Here is a 17,318-nt window from a genome sequence, read left to right as displayed (position 1 = left end):
AAGGAAAGTAATGAGCAATAACTTAGTGAATAAAACAGCCCTAGTCACAGGTGGTGGCAGTGGCATTGGCAGAAGCATCTGTTTACGTCTGGCCTCTGCTGGTGCGCACGTATTAGTGCTCGATTTAGATAAAAAAGCAGCGTCAGAAACAGTGAGCTTGATTCACCAAGCAGAAGATCAAGCTAGCGCTTACCAATGCAATATTGCCGACAATTCTAGCGTTCAACAAGTCGTTGCTCAGATCAGCCAAGAAGCCAACATAGACATTCTTATTAATAATGCGGGCATCGCCCATGTTGGTAATATAGAAAATACCACTGAGGCAGACTTAGATCGTCTTTATGAAGTGAATGTAAAAGGAATTTATAACACTATATCAGCGGTTATACCGGCTATGAAAGCACGTCAAAGTGGGGTCATTGTTAACCTAGCATCTGTTGCTTCATCTGTTGGTATCGCTGACAGATTTGCCTACTCGATGACTAAAGGGGCTGTATTAACCATGACTTATTCCGTCGCCAAAGACTATATAAACGAAGGTATTCGGTGTAATTGTATTGCACCAGGTAGGGTGCACACTCCTTTTGTAGATAATTTTTTAGCTAAAAACTACCCTGACAATCGTGATGAGATGTTTGAAAAACTTTCAAAAAGCCAACCTATTGGACGAATGGGGAAAGCAGACGAAATCGCAGGCTTGATTGCCTATTTGTGCTCTGATGAAGCGGCATTTATAACCGGATCAAATTTTCCAATTGATGGAGGTTTTGTAACGTTAAACAACTAGAAGCCGCAAAATTTAGCGAGCTTCAATTAAATCTAACGGGGAATTTATTGTTTTAGCTATCAAGGCGCAATTTAATCTGCGCAACTTCGTAGTGCTAAGACTAAAATCTAAACTTATAGGATCAAAAAATGAAATTAGTACGCTTTGGTAAAAGTGGTCATGAGCAACCAGGTATTGTTGACGACAATGGAGATGTACGCAGTTTGGAAGGTATTGTAGATGATATAGCCAATAGTACACTTGCGAAGAGTAGTTTAAATAAACTCAAAGACCTAGACTTAACTTCCCTAAAGTTAGTCTCAGCGGATACAAGAATTGGCCCATGTGTAGGTAATGTGGGTAAGTTCATTTGTATCGGCTTAAATTACAGTGACCATGCTGCCGAATCGGGAATGCCATTGCCCACAGAGCCTGAAGTATTTACCAAAGCTACCAGCGCTATTTGCGGACCTGACGATGACATCATAAAGCCTAAAAATAGCACCAAATTAGACTGGGAAGTAGAACTCGCGCTGGTCATCGGCAAAGAAGCAAAATATGTTAGTGAAGAGGAAGCTGAAGACTATATTGCAGGCTATTGCGTTTGTAATGATGTCTCTGAGCGCGCTTTCCAACTTGAGCGTGGTAATCAATGGGATAAAGGAAAAGGATGCGATACTTTTGGCCCTATTGGGCCTTGGTTAGTGACCAGCGATGAAGTAAGCGATCCCACACAATTAGACATGTGGTTAGAAGTAAACGGCCACCGTTATCAAAATGGTAGTACTCGTACGATGGTCTTCAAGCCGGCCTTTATTGTCAGCTACTTGAGCCAATTCATGAGTTTGCAGCCTGGAGATATTATTTCAACGGGTACACCGCCAGGCGTCGGCTTAGGTCAAAAACCACCGATTTACCTTAATGCCGGTGACAAGATTAGTTTAGGCATAGAAAAACTAGGGAAACAGCAGCAAACGGTGGTTGATTACCAAGCTAAATAATCTTTATTATTTTAATTGTTTTACCATGTGTTTAGACACTTCGAATAAACACATGGTGTATCGATAAAAATCCATGAAGTTAAATCGTGCTTCAGGGTATGTCTAACTCCTTTACAACATGCCTAATAAACCTCTGTTAACCTTAAAATACAAAGGCTAAATCAGCATTAAAGAATATAGAACCGACTAGGACAACCAGCAAACTTACATTTTTCATCGCAATAAAGTCCATAATGTTCACAATAATATCAATCTTATAATTTCAATAGCTATGCTAGTCTTAAGTTATTGAAACCATACTTGAGAACATTTATGTCTGAACAAATACAAAAAGTCCCGCTACTAATTAATGGTGGCCTAGTGCAAAGTGCAAGCGATCAATGGATTGATGTTACCAATCCGGCCGACCAACAAGTGATAGCGGAAGTTCCTTTAGCAACATCTCAGGAAGTCGAAGACGCTGTTAGCGCTGCCAAGGTGGCGTTTGAGTCTTGGAAAGATGTTCCTGTAGGTGAAAGAGCGCGACTTATGTTGCGCTACCAGGCTTTGTTGAAAGAAAATCATGATGAACTTGCCAGCTTACTCGCAAAAGAAACCGGTAAAACCTTTGCGGACGCCAAAGGGGATGTGTGGCGTGGCATTGAAGTAGTAGAACATGCTTGTAATATCGCTTCGCTTAGCATGGGTGAGATCCTTGAAAACGTGGCAAACAAAATCGACTGTTACAGCATTACCCAACCGCTAGGTGTGTGCGTTGGTATTACTCCCTTTAATTTCCCGGCAATGATCCCCTTGTGGATGTTCCCTATGGCGATTGTTTGCGGAAATACTTTCGTATTGAAACCTTCAGAACAAGACCCTCTAACGCCAATGCGTTTAGCTGCGCTGTTCAAAGAAGCGGGTGCACCAGACGGCCTATTGCAAATAGTGCACGGCGGCAAAGACGTGGTAAATCAATTACTAGCTCACAAAGATACGCCAGCCATATCCTTTGTTGGTTCTGTTGCCGTGGGAGAGCATATTTATCGTACCGGTACCGACCACCTAAAACGCGTGCAAGCCTTTGCAGGGGCAAAAAACCATATGGTTGTCATGCCTGATGCTTCTAAAAACCAAGTAATTAATGCCATCGCCGGTGCGTCCGTTGGTGCCGCAGGACAGCGCTGTATGGCCATTTCAGTGGTGGTTTTGGTGGGCGAAACCAAACAATGGGTGGGCGAGATGCGTGATGCATTGGCAAAAGTTAAACCTGGCGTATGGGATGATCCAGAAGCAGGTTATGGCCCATTAATTAATCCCCAAGCCAAACAACGAGTTCTAAGCCTCATTCAAGAAGGAAAAGATGCTGGGGCAACTTGCCTGCTCGATGGTAGTGACTATGAAGTAGCTGGATATCCTGACGGAAACTGGGTGGGACCAACCATGTTTACCGATGTTACCCGTGACATGTCAATTTATCAGCAAGAAATCTTCGGACCGGTATTAATCGTGTTGGAAGTGGATACATTAGAGCAAGCCATTAACCTAATCAATGAAAACCCTTACGGCAATGGCACATCTATCTATACCTCATCTGGTGCAGTAGCACGTAAATATCAACACGAGATTAAAGTGGGTCAGGTGGGCATCAATGTGCCTGTTCCGGTACCACTACCGATGTTCTCTTTTACCGGCTGGCGGAAATCGTTTTACGGTGATCAGCATGCTTACGGTAAACAAGCTGTTAAGTTTTACACCGAGACTAAGACCATCACTGCACGTTGGTTTGAAGATGATATTGATACTGGTGTAAATACCACAATTGAATTGAAGTAATTTTTCTTAGTAAATTAAAGGACAAAGCAATGGCTGTTATCGGTTTTATAGGTTTAGGCAATATGGGTGGCCCAATGGCTATCAACTTAGTCAAAGCAGGCCACACCGTAAAAGTGTTTGATTTATTTCCAGAAGCGGTTGATAAGGTTGTGACACAAGGCGCAACAGCTGCAGGTAGCGCAGTAGATGCGGCTCAGGAATCTGACGTTGTTATAACCATGCTACCTTCAGGAAAACATGTTGAAAGTCTATATGTTTCCTCAGATCAGCCATTGTTTGATGTGGTAAAAAAAGATGTATTAATTATAGATTCATCCACCATAGATGCAGCAACAGCAAAAAAAGTATCCGCTATTGCAGCTGAGCAGGGATTGAGTTTTGTTGATGCTCCTGTGTCCGGTGGAGTAGCTGGCGCAGCCGCAGGTACCCTAGCCTTTATGGTAGGCGGCACTAAAGACCAATTTGACCAAGCTAAACCCATTTTAGACAACATGGGGTTGAATATTTTTCACGCAGGCCCTAGCGGTGCAGGTCAAATCGCAAAATGCTGTAATAACATGCTGTTGTCAGTATTGATGGCCGGTACAGCCGAAGCACTCAACATGGGTGTCGAAAATGGATTAGATCCTGCTGTGCTATCAGAAATAATGCTGCAAAGCTCTGGTAATAATTGGGCATTACAAAAATACAACCCTTATCCAAACGTAATGGAAGGGGTTCCGTCCTCCAACGACTACCAGGGTGGATTTCAGGTTGACCTAATGTATAAAGATTTGGGTTTAGCAATGGATATTAGTCACCAAAGTGGTGCTGCTACACCTATGGGAGCTCAAGCTAAATCCCTGTATACGATGCACAAATCAAAGGGCAATGGTCCGTTAGATTTTTCCAGTATTATGACATTATATCGGAACGAATAAACTCAAATACTTAGAACAGTAATAGTCAGTCATAAGTGACGCCAATTTGACCAGCAATTGACTAGTATGATGGAATTCAGGTTTTGATATGATTGTAGAGGTAAGCCAATGAGTATCTGGTTTGAAACACCAAAGCTAGAAGATCTAAATCTGTTGATGGAAAACATTCAGATACACCGTTCCCTTGGGTTAGAAATAACAGAAATAGGTGACGATTTTATTCGAGGAACCATGCCTGCCGATGAGCGCACTTTTCAACCCTTTGGCGTAGTTCATGGCGGCGCAAATGTGGTGTTAGCAGAAACCTTGGGAAGTATCGCTGGCTATTTATGTGTAGATAAAAACAAATTTCAGGTGTTTGGACAAGAAGTTAGCGCCAGCCATATACGTTCAATATCGACAGGTATAGTAACAGCAACCGCTCGCGCGGTGCACTTAGGATCACGTTCTCAAATTTGGGAGATCCATATGCACAATGACCTAGGTAAACTCAGCTGTTTGTCGAAACTAACCATGGCCGTTGTACCAATTAGGCGTTAACCACAAAGCCTAATACTGCTGTAATTGCGATAGGTTTAGTTAAACAGCTCTTTGGTTATATTGCCGCTTGCGATAAGCCGATGGAGATAACCCAGTGTGCTTCTTAAACAACCTCGAAAAGTACAAACTATCATCGTAACCTACCCTTGAAGCGATACCTTGTATCGCTAACTCACTGGTTTCCAATAAATAACTAGCATATTCAACTTTCATTTTTAAAAAGTGCTGCACGGGTGAGAAACCCGTTGCCTCTTTGTATTTTTTACTAAAGTGAAACTTAGATAAATTGACCTGCGAAGACAGCGCATCTAAATCAATAGATTTATTCAGGTTTTGAAGCATGTAGGCTTGTAAAATATCGAGATTAAATTGCTGTCTTTCCGGGGTCTTAATTTGTTGGGCCAACATTCCAATATACGCTAGTAACTGCTTAAGCATATTGGCAGCATAGACCATCGCTGGTGTATTATAACCGGTGCTAGACTCAGCCAATACAGAACGAAATTGCGCCATTAGCACAGGTGAATGGCCTACTTTCAGTATGGGAAGTTCTTTTTTATAGTCCATATTATAGACATATTCCTGGGCTTGATGACCGGAAAAGTGACACCAATAAATGGACCAGGGATCGTCAACATTGGCCCAATAGCGATGATTTACCCCCCTTGGTAATAATACTAATTCACCACTTTGAATTTCTCCACTCCAGTCATGAGTGTGTAAAAAACCTTTTCCCGAAAAACAGTAGATCAGAATATTATCGTCATGTCGATTTCGTGACATTTCATGGGAAAGGGCTTTTTCATAGCGACCTACAGCCAAAGGGTAACAATCTTTGGTAAGGGGGTGCTGTTGTAATTGCTGACGGATCACAACCGGCGAGACCATACGTTCGCTATCGCTACTTAATGGCCAATTTGAAGTCTTGCTCATGTCACTATATCCCTTAAAACTCTAGCTACTTGCCCGTGTAAATTCGCAAGCATACTGCATAACGCAATATAGTCCATATCAACAACAAGATAAACAATTAGCCATAAAGATATAGACTGCTATTATCAGGTAGTTCAGTTTTACAATGTTAGTGGATCAACTTAGCCGTCGCTCAAAACAATAACCGGCAACAATCAATATCACTAGCACCCAAATGGAAGAATATTTAAAATGATGACTGCGTCTGTATTATTTGAAGAAAGAGCTTCAATGGCAAACAAAAAAATTGCCATTGCGACGCTAAATGTTGAGAAAACCTTAAATTCTCTCACCCTAGAAATGGTTGATTTGTTGTTTAAGCAACTTTTGGAGTGGCAACAAGACGATTCAATTAGCTGCGTATTTTTGCACGGAGCCGGTCCCAAAGCCTTCTGTGCAGGAGGTGACGTTCAGCAACTTTACCATTCTGCTTTGAGTCAACCCGGTGGTCCTTGCGAATATGCTGAAACGTTTTTCGAGCATGAATACCGTTTAGATTATTTACTTCATACCTTTGCAAAACCGATTATTTGCTGGGGGCATGGGATAGTAATGGGCGGTGGTCTTGGCCTTATGGCGGGTTGCAGCCATAGAATCGTGACCGAAAGAACTCGCATGGCCATGCCTGAAATAACCATTGGCCTATTTCCCGACGTTGGCGGTAGCTGGTTTTTAAATCGTATGCCCGGGCGCATTGGTTTATTTTTAGGGCTCACGGCAGCCCACATGAATGCCGCTGATTGCATTTACACTGGATTAGCCGATCGTTTTATCGAAAATGCCCAAAAAGACACGGTTTTAGCTGAATTAGTGGCCATTGATTGGCAGCCAGACGCGCTGCAGCATAAAGAGCAGATCACTGAAGTGTTACGACATTTCGAGCAACAAAATCATGACGCGAGACCTGCCGACAATATAGCGGTGCACTATGAGACAATTCAGCAACTAACCGACCAAAATAACTTTTATGACATTGTTGACGCTATAACTGGTTATCAATCTGATGATTCTTGGATGACAGCGGCGGCTTCGGCACTCGCTCATGGCTCCCCCATTAGTGCTTGCAGTATTTATAAAACATTAAACAAAACCTTGCATATGTCTTTAGCTGAAGTGTTTCAGTTTGAACTTATATTAGTTACCAACATTGTTCGTAATTCAGATTTTGTTGAAGGAGTAAGAGCTCTACTGATTGATAAAGATAAGTCACCTACCTGGCAATATGACTCAGTCAGAGCAGTGCCCTCTCAAGTACTTCAGAAGCTAATAACCCCACCATGGCCAACTAACCCATTGGCGGATTTATGACGCCTTAAAAGGGGCTAGATACTGTTAATCCAGGAAGAATTGTGATTTTAATGAGCTTTTAAATAGCCATGATGAAATTTGCAGAGTAAAACTCTTAATTAAAGAACATTAATACTGCCACCCCATGGCCCCTTGCCCAATCAGAGCTTCAATTCAGTATTGAGCTAGTCGATTGACCATAAATCAACTTAAATTCTCGGTTTTTAAACACCAACTCGGCTAACTAGAATGCAAATAAAAACAAAGTCATACTGCCTAAAATATTTGGTATTTTATTGATTTTAGAATAGGAGCTTTTGCGTGAAAAACCAAATGGAAAGGGTATTAATCGTAATTTCGTTCAAATTTAAAAATTTCCATCTCAACGTTTACCTCGCGAATTGGCTCATCTAGCGAAATTCCTGACTTTGTCCCCCAATCAATGAAGTCGCGACAATGCTTTTCCATCCATTCTTTGGCGAGTTCTGAATTTCCTTCTTTTAGGGCATTATATATTTTTGTGTGAACTTCAAGTAGCCGTTTACCCTGCCCCATTTTTGAAACTACTTTTCCAAAAGCTGGCAAAAGGAAACCGCTAATCGGTTCTCCCACTAACAATACAGCCTTGTTCCCAGCAGCCTCAGCAACAAGGTCGTGAAATTCAATAACAGCTTTTACCATTTCAATAGGGTCATCAAGTGTAGCAGCGGTTTTTTGAAGGTTATTTTCAATTTTTTGTAACTGTTCTTTAGTGATCCGTTTAGCCGCCAGAGCCGCAATTACTGGCTCAATCATCATATTGGCTTCCCACAGTTCACGATATGTGATCCCATGAAGCACAATAGCTTGTTGCATTGCAGTGGAAGAAATACTAGGACAGGGTGCCGATACCATCATTCTTCTTCGTGGCCCCCTAACCACCAAGCCTGAACTCTCCAGCTTACGTAATGCTTCACGGACTGTTGGACGGGTTACACCTAATTGCTCGGCGAGATCATGTTCCACTGGAAGTAAATCACCAGGTGCTAATGACCCATCCATGATTTTCTCGCGTAACGCTTCTTCCACCAATTGATATGCAGTTGCTCGTTTAAGTGAAGTGAGCTTTTCGTTTTTAATCACCTAAAACTTTCTCCTGAATAGGTGTAGTGCCTTTTTAGGCCATTGATTATGAGCCTATACCATTTACTGTAGCTTAAAATTAATATTGTTAGACTGACTGATTGACTTACTATAAGCGAATTGGAGTATATTATCCTAGGGCTAAAATGATTAACAGATTTAAAGTCCCCCCAAAAATGTTCTTGAAAAGCTTGATGTTTGAGCGCACTCGGGCATAGATAAGGCAACTGGAATTGACTCTATTGCCAAATGGTTGGAAGACAATTGCCCCGAAAATTTCATACCCGGAATTATTCACGGCGACGCACATATCGGCAACGTTATGTTTGAAAATGACAGCCCGGAAATTGCCGCTTTAATTGACTGGGAGTTGGCCACAATTGGCGATCCATTAATTGATTTGGGTTGGGTAATGGCAACTTGGCCAGAATCAAAGGGTAAAGAAACCCTTGATTTTTCGGAACTGGATATCGATGGTTTCCCGACAATCGAAGAGCTTATAAAACACTATGGGAAACATTCGACACGTGACTTAAGCAATATAGCTTGGTACGGCGTCCTAGGCTGCTTCAAACTAACTGTAATTCTTGAAGGCACCTATGTGAGATATTGCGCTGGAAAAGCGCCAAAAGATGTGGCTGAAATGCTCCATGAAACCAACTTTAGGTTATTAGAACGGGCTCACCAGTTGATTGCGCAGGCTGCAGTTAAACCTTGAAATCTAGTTACTAAAACAAACTAAGTGACAGCAGCTTCTGATGGCTGATAGCCGCCAAAAACGCTGTCAATTTGATCTCAATTAAACGCTTATCAAATCATTTAGACTGATGTTGGAATACAGTGGAGTTTAGCAAAGTCATACACTTGTTTACCCACTAAATTCAGTTGCATCTGGACATTTTCGTCGTCCACTTTACCCTCTTTAAACATGCCTGGCACAGCTCGGATACCTGCACCAAACGGTGTTGGCCAACCACGCAATGCATGCACGATCGAGCGCATAGATCCCAATGTTGAGCCAATTGCTTGCCACCCATAAGCGGTCACCACTATGCCAACGGGAACGCCATCCATATACACCCGAGAATCTTTGGATGTTTCCTCAAAATAATCGATGGCATTTTTCATCAAGCCAGAAATCGAACCATGATAACTAGGCGTAGCCAAAATGATGCCATCGGCTTCACGAATTTTTGCCACTAACTCACGGGCTTCAGGCGAAGACTCAAGAGCGCCATATGAATAATGGGGCAGCGCGGATAGAAATGCGCCATCAAAATGGGTTACAGATGCGCCTGCAGATTCTGCAGATTGCAATGCTATTTTCATTGCATTTTCGGTGGATGAACTTGGCGAAGTCGTGCCGCCGATTCCCACAATAGAGATACCTTTAGTCATTCATTTTTCCTCAGCTTGCATGGTGCATAACACTTATTCTTGGTTGCCATTTATATTGGTTACTATTCTTAATTTTTTGTCAGCAATGGCTACCTTTTCGCGAATTAACGGAATAAGACCTTTGCCAAGTAGTCGAACGTCACTCAAGGTTTCAAATCCGTTGATAAGGAATCTGTCAACGCCAACCTCGTAGTATGCCATCAATGAGTCAGAGACCTGTTCAGCAGTCCCCACCAAGGCCATTGCGTGTAAACGACCTTCCGTTGCTTTGGTAATCCCAGTCCACAATCTTTCATCTAAGCAGTCACCTTGCTCAGCTATGGCTAACATTTGTTTCGCACCTTGGTCATCAGGGCCTTTATCACGGCCAATTTTGGTGCCTGAAGATTGTATTTTAGTGACCACATCAAGCACATGCTGGGCTTTGTCCCACGCTTCTTTTTCGGTTTCACCAATAATCACGCGAATCGACATTGAGATCCCCGGGTTGCGACCGTGCACTGCTGCAGCAGATTTAAATCCATCAATCACTTTTGCTGTCTGCTCAACGGTACCTGGACCGATTGCATATACGTCAGCGCACTCTGCACCCAACTTCACTGCAAGCTCAGATCCCCCACCCCAATAAACCGGAATAGCGGTTTGTTTAGGTTTTATCTTTGAAAAGCCTTGATTAAAACGATACCAATCGCCTTCAAAGTCGGTTGGCCCATCGCTTTGCCAAATTTGTCGTAGCACATCAACATATTCGCGGCTGCGTCTATAACGTTCATCTTTTGTATGGAAATCACCATCACATTGCATTTCAACATCACTTGCACCGGTAATAATATGTACACCGACCCGACCATTGGAAAGTTGATCTAGCGTAGCGAACATGCGCGCCGCCATGGTCGGTGCAATAAACCCTGGTCGATGAGCGACCATAAACTTGAGCTTGCTAGTGACTGCCGCAATGTGACTGGCAATAGTCAATCCGTCAGGCCAGGTAGCGGTTTGTCCTATTAATACTCTATCGAATCCAGCTTCTTCATGAGCAATGGCATAATCGCGAATAAAATCCGTATCCAAAACATTATCAACAGGGTGTAATTCTGAAGAGTCTGCATGAAAGTGTAATCCAACAATTTCACATGGCATTTGATAACCTCCAAAGGTCGGAACTTTCAGTTCCTTAATTATTATCAGGACTGATACTTTACTGTTTAAAATTAGGCCTAGAACTTAATCAAGCCGACAGGCAATGGCGCATCGATAGCCCTTGCGATTGTTTCGATCTCTATAACCAAAAAATAGATGTGGAATACTAGGCAACCCTTCATTTATCGTAACTTCACAACTTAATTCAACAAATTCCATATTTATCTTCCTAAAGTCCAGTTCCGTTCTTTGAGCATCCTCTCAGCAGAATTGTTATAGAGTTATATCATTAATGTATTAAGGTTCAACCATAACGATTTAATTATAAAATATCTAAATCAATTTATGGATTGCCTATGCATTAAATCTATAACAGAATATACAGTAGCAACCTTAGGTTTTACCGAAACTTGTTTCATGGTCATTTTTACCAAGGAGAGTATATTTTGGACATTCGCCAATTAAGACGTTTTGTAGCAGTTGCTGAACATGGCAGTTTCAATAAAGCGTCCGATATATTAGCGGTTTCGCAACCTTCATTGAGTCGCAGTATCCAACAACTCGAAGACTCACTTGATATAAAACTTTTCGAACGCGGCTCTAAAGGGATTAGTTTAACAGCGAACGGAAGAGAGCTTCTGCCCCACGCCCATATTATAATGACCGAAAGAGACAGAGCATTAGAGACCATTAACTCACTAAGAGGTAGGCGAGAAGAAGTGATCACTATTGGCACCGAACCCATGTTTATAATGCATCGCCTACCACTTGCTTTGTCGCGTTTGGCGGTTAGCGCTCCTCATTTACAAATTAAAGTTGTAGAAAATAATACACACGAATTACTGGAACATGTCCGCGAAGGCAGTATCCGCATGGCGTTTGGTGCCCGACCTCCAAGTATTGACCTGACTGGGCTTACGTTCGAACAACTCTCTGTTGAGGGCGCAAGTGTGCTCATGCGTACCGGCCACCCTTTATTAAAAAAAGCGAAACCGAAGCTAAAAGATATTGTTAATGCTCGCTGGATCGTTCCTGACGATGCAGTTGTTACACAGGGCTGGAAGCAAATGTTTCTCGATAATGATTTACCCGTGCCAGAAATAGGTTTGCGCACATCATCCTTGCTGCTAATGAAAGGGTGCTTACTTAATAGTGATCTGATTTCTATGGGAAATCATAGAGAATATGCCGAAGAAATCAATTCTGGACAACTGAAAGAAATGGACTTTGGACAATCAAGTTATACCCGCCCTGCAGGTATATTCTGGCGCTCCGAAGCACGTCTTTCATACAGTGAAAAGTCGGTAATTGCGACTCTTCGTAAAGTCTGCGTTTAGAATTTACGAAGAGTTTCAACTAATCATAATATTTTGAATGATTTACTAAATTGCATGAATTTTATCGATAAAAGTTTTTAAATCTTGACCCGTTTCATCCGGTAACTCTAGCATTGGATAGTGACCTACATCTGGGTAATGAATCACTTCTACTTTAGTATTCTTAAATTCGGCTACCGCACCTGGAACTAAGTCTATGGGCAAAACTGGGTCAATATCTCCCCACTGGAGTAAAATCGGCACTTTAATTTGAGCTGCCTCATCTCCTGCACCTTTAGACCATACCGCCTTCAAATTTGCTTCATAATATTGTTTAACCAGTGCAAACTTACCATCGATATTATTCGTTTCGTAATACCAATCTAATGTTTCTGGTGTAAGCCGAGAGGAAACCCCATAAAGCCATCCCAGTGATGATTTGTAATAAAATTTCGGTAGATAGTTAGGTACCCAATTTTGATTAATATACTGTACTATTTTTACGGTAGCAGGTGGTTCAGAGGTAGGTGGCGATGACAGCGGTAACGTTGACAAAGCAAGTGCTCGAACCTGTTCAGGATGGGATGCAGTATACAGTACTGAAATCGTCGAACCACTGGAGCTTCCCACTAAGGTAAATTTGTCTAATCCCTCTTGTGCGACGAATTTTTCTAGTAATTTAACAATACTTGGCATCCCTTGGGATGGTTTAGGATCAGTGGACAAGCCATACGGAGGCCAATCGATACGAATAACACGGTAGTCTGTTTTTAACCGATCTGCCCATTCGTCATAGATTCGCAAGTTCGTCATAGAACTATGTAACATTATAATGACAGGTCCCTGCCCTTCGTCCCGCACGTGCAGCTCAACGTCTTCAACCATAACAAACTTAGATGGCGCTGTTGCATGCTTTTTCTGCACATCTTCAAAGCTAGGGTTCCACCAACCGGCACGCATACTTGCAATAATTCCGACACACACTATCAGTCCAACAGCAAGTACGCTACTTGTCCATTTCAATACACTTTTTATCATCATTAACCCCTAATTATTTTACAGCTATCAACCTGGCAAGTTATGCTTTTTCTGCTTCCATCCCAGCATATTTTTTGACGACTTGTCGTTTAAGTACGAAAGCTAAAATAACCGCAATTACCATAGCCGGCCCAACAACTAAACCAAGTGACACACCCACCATATTGTCTTGTTCAAATACATATTGAGTTAACATGGCAACTAGCATTGGTCCCATTGATGCGCCAATCAAACTAGCAAAAAGAGTATTAACGGAAGTGGCTACACCGCGCATATGGGAAGGCACAATGTCCTGCATAATCACTAACGACATCACGCCAGCCATGGCTAACAGTACACCTGGGAATGAAACTAAAAAGATACTGACGTTAAGACTAGGATTGAAGGCAATAAGCCCGTAACCCACACACAAACAGTATGCGCAAATCATTACATTGAGGCGTTTTACAGGACTCTTACCTGTGAGTTTAGAGGCGAAACCACCAGCTAATGAACCAATACCACCAGCTGCAAACATCACTACGCCCATAATCAAGCCTACTTGTTGAGGCCCTAATTCGAATCGACGTAGAAATAAAGGCACATTCCAAGCTAAACCGGAATATTGAACAATGGCGACCACCATAGTCAGCAAATATAGTGAACCGACAGACTTCCAATTGACTTTGAAGAACTCATAAAACTCCCCCAATCCCGCTAAAGGGTGGGATGATTGACTTCCACCGGTGCGCTCTCTTGGCGGCTCTTTTCCCATTAATAACATTACAATGGCTAACGAACCCGCGATGCCATAAACTATAAATAACATGCGCCAAGCTTCCATATCACCAATCACCGGTAAATGAGCTAAGCCTCCCCCCATTGCCGCTTGTAATAATTGCCCGCCGATAATAAGTGACAGGCTAGCACCAAACAATTGACCAAGAATAATGCCACCGATTAAAAATCCACGATTGCGCTGAGGGGCAATATCGCCAATTAATGAAATGGCTACGGGCCACAGTGCCGCTTCACCAGCACCGACTAACATTCGAAAAATAAACAAGGTTTCAAAACTATTGGCCATACCGCAAGCAATAGTGCCGCCACTCCAGGTAAGAACTGCCATAGCGAGTAGTTTGTTGCGATTTAATCTATCTGCCATTAAGCCTAATGGAATACCGGCAAAGGCGTAGAGTAACGAAAAGGAAAAACCTTGCAGCACGCCAATTTGGGTCTCTGTAAGGGATAAATCTGCTCGCAACGGCTCGACCACCATTGAAAGTACCATGCGATCCATAGTACACAGGGCAGCGGTTAGAATTAACGCCATGATAGTAACGCGGCCACCTAGAGAGTAGAAGGTAGCAAACTTTATCTTATCAGGAACGCTATCCACTAGCGATGGATCGGGCAGAGTGTCAATTGTACTTTCACTAGGCACGTAAAGCCTCCAATGTTTTATAGTTATTATTTGTTAGACGCTACTATTTGTCTGGCAGCCGCCTGAAGTGCAAAATTCATTTTTAACTCAAAAAAGCCCTACCAACTGGGAACTGTTGGCAGAGCAGCGGGAGTCAAAAACTAGAACTTGTAACCTATTTCAACACCAAATTCAGCAGGTCTTTGTGCTGTTGCTTGTAAACATTGTTGATTGCTGCCGTAAGTCGCAGTATCTGTTTCAACAAAAGCGCAACCAGAAGAAGCACCCGCTAAACCAGCACCAATGGCTCGGTCTTGATTGAAGATGTTCTTACCATAAAGAGCAACTTCTAAGTCATCGCCTGTTAAGCTGATGCGACCATTAAATGTCCACGCACTTTTAACCGTAACCAAATTGGACAAGTCAGCGTAGAATTCACCACGATATTTGGCATCTAAACGAACAGACAGGCTCATGTTTTTATAAAAATCATCAACATAATATTCACTGCCAATAGTACCGTTCCATTTAGGTATGTTAGTCTGGGTTTTACCATCAAGAGAAACTGGGTCACCCACTTCTCCTTCAAATCCCCAAGCCGAGGTTGCCGACATAACAAAGGGTTCATCATTCACAAATTCATGATCTGCATAACCAAGCGAGCCTGTTAATGTAAAGGCTTCCGTAACTGCGACTCTAGATTCTAACTCAAACCCGTACACTTCTGACTCACCAACGTTATTAACGTAAGTCACTGGAATCAGTTGGTCGCCTATAGGTAGATTAATTGAACTTACCAACTGTTGATTTTCAACGTGTTGATAAAAAGCCGCCATGTTTAGGGTAATAAGACCGTCGTTGAACTCATTTTTAGAACCAAGCTCAAAGTTATCTAACTCTTCTGGATCAGCCACCACAATTAGAGGTTCGCCATTAACCTGAACAAGACTCTGACGAGCACTTTTCACACCAGAAGAATACAAACCGTAGAGCATATTATCTTCAGAGAGTTTATAACTAAGGGTTACACGAGGAGAGAAATCGGTAGAAGAATTACTACCAGCGGTATCAATTGGCGAAGTACAATTTGGGCATGCCATGTAAGTCACTTTTTCGTCTGCAATTCGACCTTCAACACTTAACGTTAGCTGTTCGGTCAAATCATAATCGAAGCCACCAAAAACGGCATAGTTTTCTAGTTTTTCTTTACGAGCCGTACCATCTGGATTTGCGTCGCTAGCGAAAGAGGTGAATTGAGTTTCATCAAATTCATAAAAGTAATAAAGCCCAGCACGCCATCTGAAATCTGAATCACCAGGCGACAATAACACTAATTGTTGGCTGTAGTTCTCAAAGATTTCACTAGCAGGAATTGTAAATCCAGCAAAAAATCCAAGGTCAATTTCATCAGTACCCACTAAATCACCAAATACTGGATCTTGACCAGGCAAATAAGCACGAGCAGAAAAAGAAAACTCTCTGTCATCTTCACTGTAGTAATACCCAGCACTATAGGTTAACTCATAATCACCAATTTCTTTATTGACAATCAAAGATGCAAAGTAGCGGTCACGAAGAAAACTATCAGCGCCTAAGTTAGCAATTAGGTCTACATCAGGATCGGGTAATACTGAAGGGTAAAATGATCCTGAAGCTCGAGGCAAGGTAACCAAATCTACACCAGCTTCAACCCACTCTCTAGGATGCTGAATAACAGCAAGTGAACTATGATCTTTATCATGTGAAAACATCCCCTTTAACTTAATAGAAAGGGTGTCTGATGGCTTATATAACAAATCTAATGAGGCAATTTGTGAACGTTCTTGACCGATAGAGGTACCATCGTCAGTCGCTTCTGCCACTCCACCATTTTGGAATACACTGCCAGCTACATTTAACCAAAGTTTATCCTCAATCAATGGCATTTCCACAGAACCTTCAAGTAAATAGCTGGTATCTGGACCGCCAGTCACTTGGCCAAGTTTAGCGCGAAAGCTTCCAGTAACAACGTCACTACCTAACTCTTGTGTTATAAAGTTAACGGCACCACTGTATGTTGCACGACCAAAACTCGCAGCTTGCGGGCCCTTGATAACCTCTACGCGTTCTATGCCGTTTAAGCCCAAAGAAGCTAACTGTCCACTAAGAGGAACACCATCAAGGAAAAAAGACACACCTTGATAACGCTCATCAGAGGTATTAGGTGTAAGTCCTCGCATACCAACGGCAGTAGGATCATTACGGTTTGACGCTGATAAGTAAAGATTAGGTACGGCATCTTGCAAGTCACGTAAACCGTTAACTTGACCATTTTTCAAATCATCAGACGATAATACGTTAATCGCAAGGGGAACTTCTTGCAGCGGCTCGACTCGATTTTTTGCTGTTACTACGACTCGTTCAACATCAGCATCTGTTGTATTATTAACATCCTGAGCTGCAGAAGTTGTTGTCAAAACTCCAACACTTGCGAGAGTCAACATCGCTTGAGCAAGTAGCGTTCGTTTAAAGGTTTTAGTTTTTTTCATCAGTTTTCCGCCATCTTTATTGTTTTTAATTAATGATTATTTTCCAATCTCTGAATAAACGCTCAAACCTTGC

The 17,318-nt window shown here is 42.2% G+C and carries 15 protein-coding genes; 8 read left to right on the top strand and 7 right to left on the bottom strand.

Annotation, left to right across the window (positions count from 1 at the left end):
• Window positions 1–10 precede the first annotated feature (10 nt).
• The 5 genes from Q4574_RS07465 to Q4574_RS07445 all read left to right on the top strand — a co-directional run bounded on the left by Q4574_RS07465 (window position 11) and on the right by Q4574_RS07445 (window position 5,042).
• A complete protein-coding gene (locus Q4574_RS07465; protein ID WP_303473137.1) occupies window positions 11–787 on the top strand; it encodes an SDR family NAD(P)-dependent oxidoreductase in 777 nt (258 codons plus the stop codon).
• 128 nt (window positions 788–915) lie between these two features.
• Window positions 916–1,767 carry a fumarylacetoacetate hydrolase family protein gene (locus Q4574_RS07460; RefSeq protein ID WP_303473136.1) on the top strand — a complete coding sequence of 284 codons (852 nt, stop codon included), beginning with the start codon at window positions 916–918 and terminating at the stop codon, window positions 1,765–1,767.
• Window positions 1,768–2,079: 312 nt separating this feature from the next.
• On the top strand, window positions 2,080–3,582 hold the full coding sequence (locus Q4574_RS07455) for a CoA-acylating methylmalonate-semialdehyde dehydrogenase (protein WP_303473133.1): 1,503 nt from the start codon (window positions 2,080–2,082) through the stop codon (window positions 3,580–3,582).
• A 29-nt stretch (window positions 3,583–3,611) separates the two neighbouring features.
• On the top strand, window positions 3,612–4,502 hold the full coding sequence (gene mmsB / locus Q4574_RS07450; protein WP_303473131.1) for a 3-hydroxyisobutyrate dehydrogenase: 891 nt from the start codon (window positions 3,612–3,614) through the stop codon (window positions 4,500–4,502).
• Window positions 4,503–4,610: 108 nt separating this feature from the next.
• Window positions 4,611–5,042, top strand: a complete 432-nt coding sequence (locus Q4574_RS07445) for a hotdog fold thioesterase (protein ID WP_303473129.1) — start codon at window positions 4,611–4,613, stop codon at window positions 5,040–5,042.
• Between the two features lie 39 nt (window positions 5,043–5,081).
• Here the strand turns inward: Q4574_RS07445 and Q4574_RS07440 are convergent, their stop codons facing one another.
• A complete protein-coding gene (locus Q4574_RS07440) occupies window positions 5,082–5,975 on the bottom strand; it encodes an AraC family transcriptional regulator (protein WP_303473127.1) in 894 nt (297 codons plus the stop codon).
• Between the two features lie 270 nt (window positions 5,976–6,245).
• Between Q4574_RS07440 and Q4574_RS07435 the strand changes: the two genes are divergently transcribed.
• Window positions 6,246–7,322: an enoyl-CoA hydratase/isomerase family protein gene (locus tag Q4574_RS07435; RefSeq protein WP_303473125.1), complete on the top strand. Its 1,077-nt coding sequence runs from the start codon at window positions 6,246–6,248 to the stop codon at window positions 7,320–7,322.
• 324 nt (window positions 7,323–7,646) lie between these two features.
• On the opposite strand, the gene Q4574_RS07430 is transcribed toward Q4574_RS07435, so the two are convergent.
• Window positions 7,647–8,423: a FadR/GntR family transcriptional regulator gene (locus Q4574_RS07430; RefSeq protein ID WP_303473123.1), complete on the bottom strand. Its 777-nt coding sequence runs from the start codon at window positions 8,421–8,423 to the stop codon at window positions 7,647–7,649.
• Window positions 8,424–8,637: 214 nt separating this feature from the next.
• On the opposite strand from Q4574_RS07430, the gene Q4574_RS07425 reads away from it, so the two are divergent.
• A complete protein-coding gene (locus Q4574_RS07425) occupies window positions 8,638–9,141 on the top strand; it encodes a phosphotransferase (protein WP_368411637.1) in 504 nt (167 codons plus the stop codon).
• A gap of 101 nt (window positions 9,142–9,242) precedes the next feature.
• Here Q4574_RS07425 and Q4574_RS07420 read toward each other — a convergent pair whose 3' ends face one another.
• Entirely contained in the window at window positions 9,243–9,821 is a 579-nt protein-coding gene (locus Q4574_RS07420; RefSeq protein WP_303473121.1) for an NADPH-dependent FMN reductase, read from the bottom strand.
• Between the two features lie 33 nt (window positions 9,822–9,854).
• Window positions 9,855–10,961, bottom strand: coding sequence for an LLM class flavin-dependent oxidoreductase (locus tag Q4574_RS07415; RefSeq protein ID WP_303473119.1), 1,107 nt, complete (start codon window positions 10,959–10,961; stop codon window positions 9,855–9,857).
• A gap of 446 nt (window positions 10,962–11,407) precedes the next feature.
• Here Q4574_RS07415 and Q4574_RS07410 point away from each other — a divergent pair, with 446 nt between their 5' ends.
• Window positions 11,408–12,298 carry a LysR family transcriptional regulator gene (locus Q4574_RS07410; protein WP_303473117.1) on the top strand — a complete coding sequence of 297 codons (891 nt, stop codon included), beginning with the start codon at window positions 11,408–11,410 and terminating at the stop codon, window positions 12,296–12,298.
• Window positions 12,299–12,343: 45 nt separating this feature from the next.
• On the opposite strand, the gene Q4574_RS07405 is transcribed toward Q4574_RS07410, so the two are convergent.
• From Q4574_RS07405 to Q4574_RS07395, 3 genes are all read right to left on the bottom strand, one after another.
• Window positions 12,344–13,315, bottom strand: coding sequence for an alpha/beta fold hydrolase (locus tag Q4574_RS07405; RefSeq protein ID WP_303473115.1), 972 nt, complete (start codon window positions 13,313–13,315; stop codon window positions 12,344–12,346).
• Between the two features lie 40 nt (window positions 13,316–13,355).
• The gene (locus tag Q4574_RS07400) at window positions 13,356–14,738 is read right to left on the bottom strand and encodes an MFS transporter (protein WP_303473113.1); all 1,383 of its coding nucleotides are present in this window, start codon (window positions 14,736–14,738) and stop codon (window positions 13,356–13,358) included.
• Window positions 14,739–14,878: 140 nt separating this feature from the next.
• Window positions 14,879–17,245, bottom strand: a complete 2,367-nt coding sequence (locus Q4574_RS07395) for a TonB-dependent receptor (protein WP_303473111.1) — start codon at window positions 17,243–17,245, stop codon at window positions 14,879–14,881.
• Window positions 17,246–17,318 lie beyond the last annotated feature (73 nt).

It is taken from the genome of Aliiglaciecola sp. 3_MG-2023 (genome assembly GCF_030548205.1).
In the GTDB taxonomy this organism is placed as follows: domain Bacteria; phylum Pseudomonadota; class Gammaproteobacteria; order Enterobacterales; family Alteromonadaceae; genus Aliiglaciecola.
Note: the sequence above shows the minus strand (reverse complement) of the source record. Positions and strands in the feature narration are given on the sequence as shown.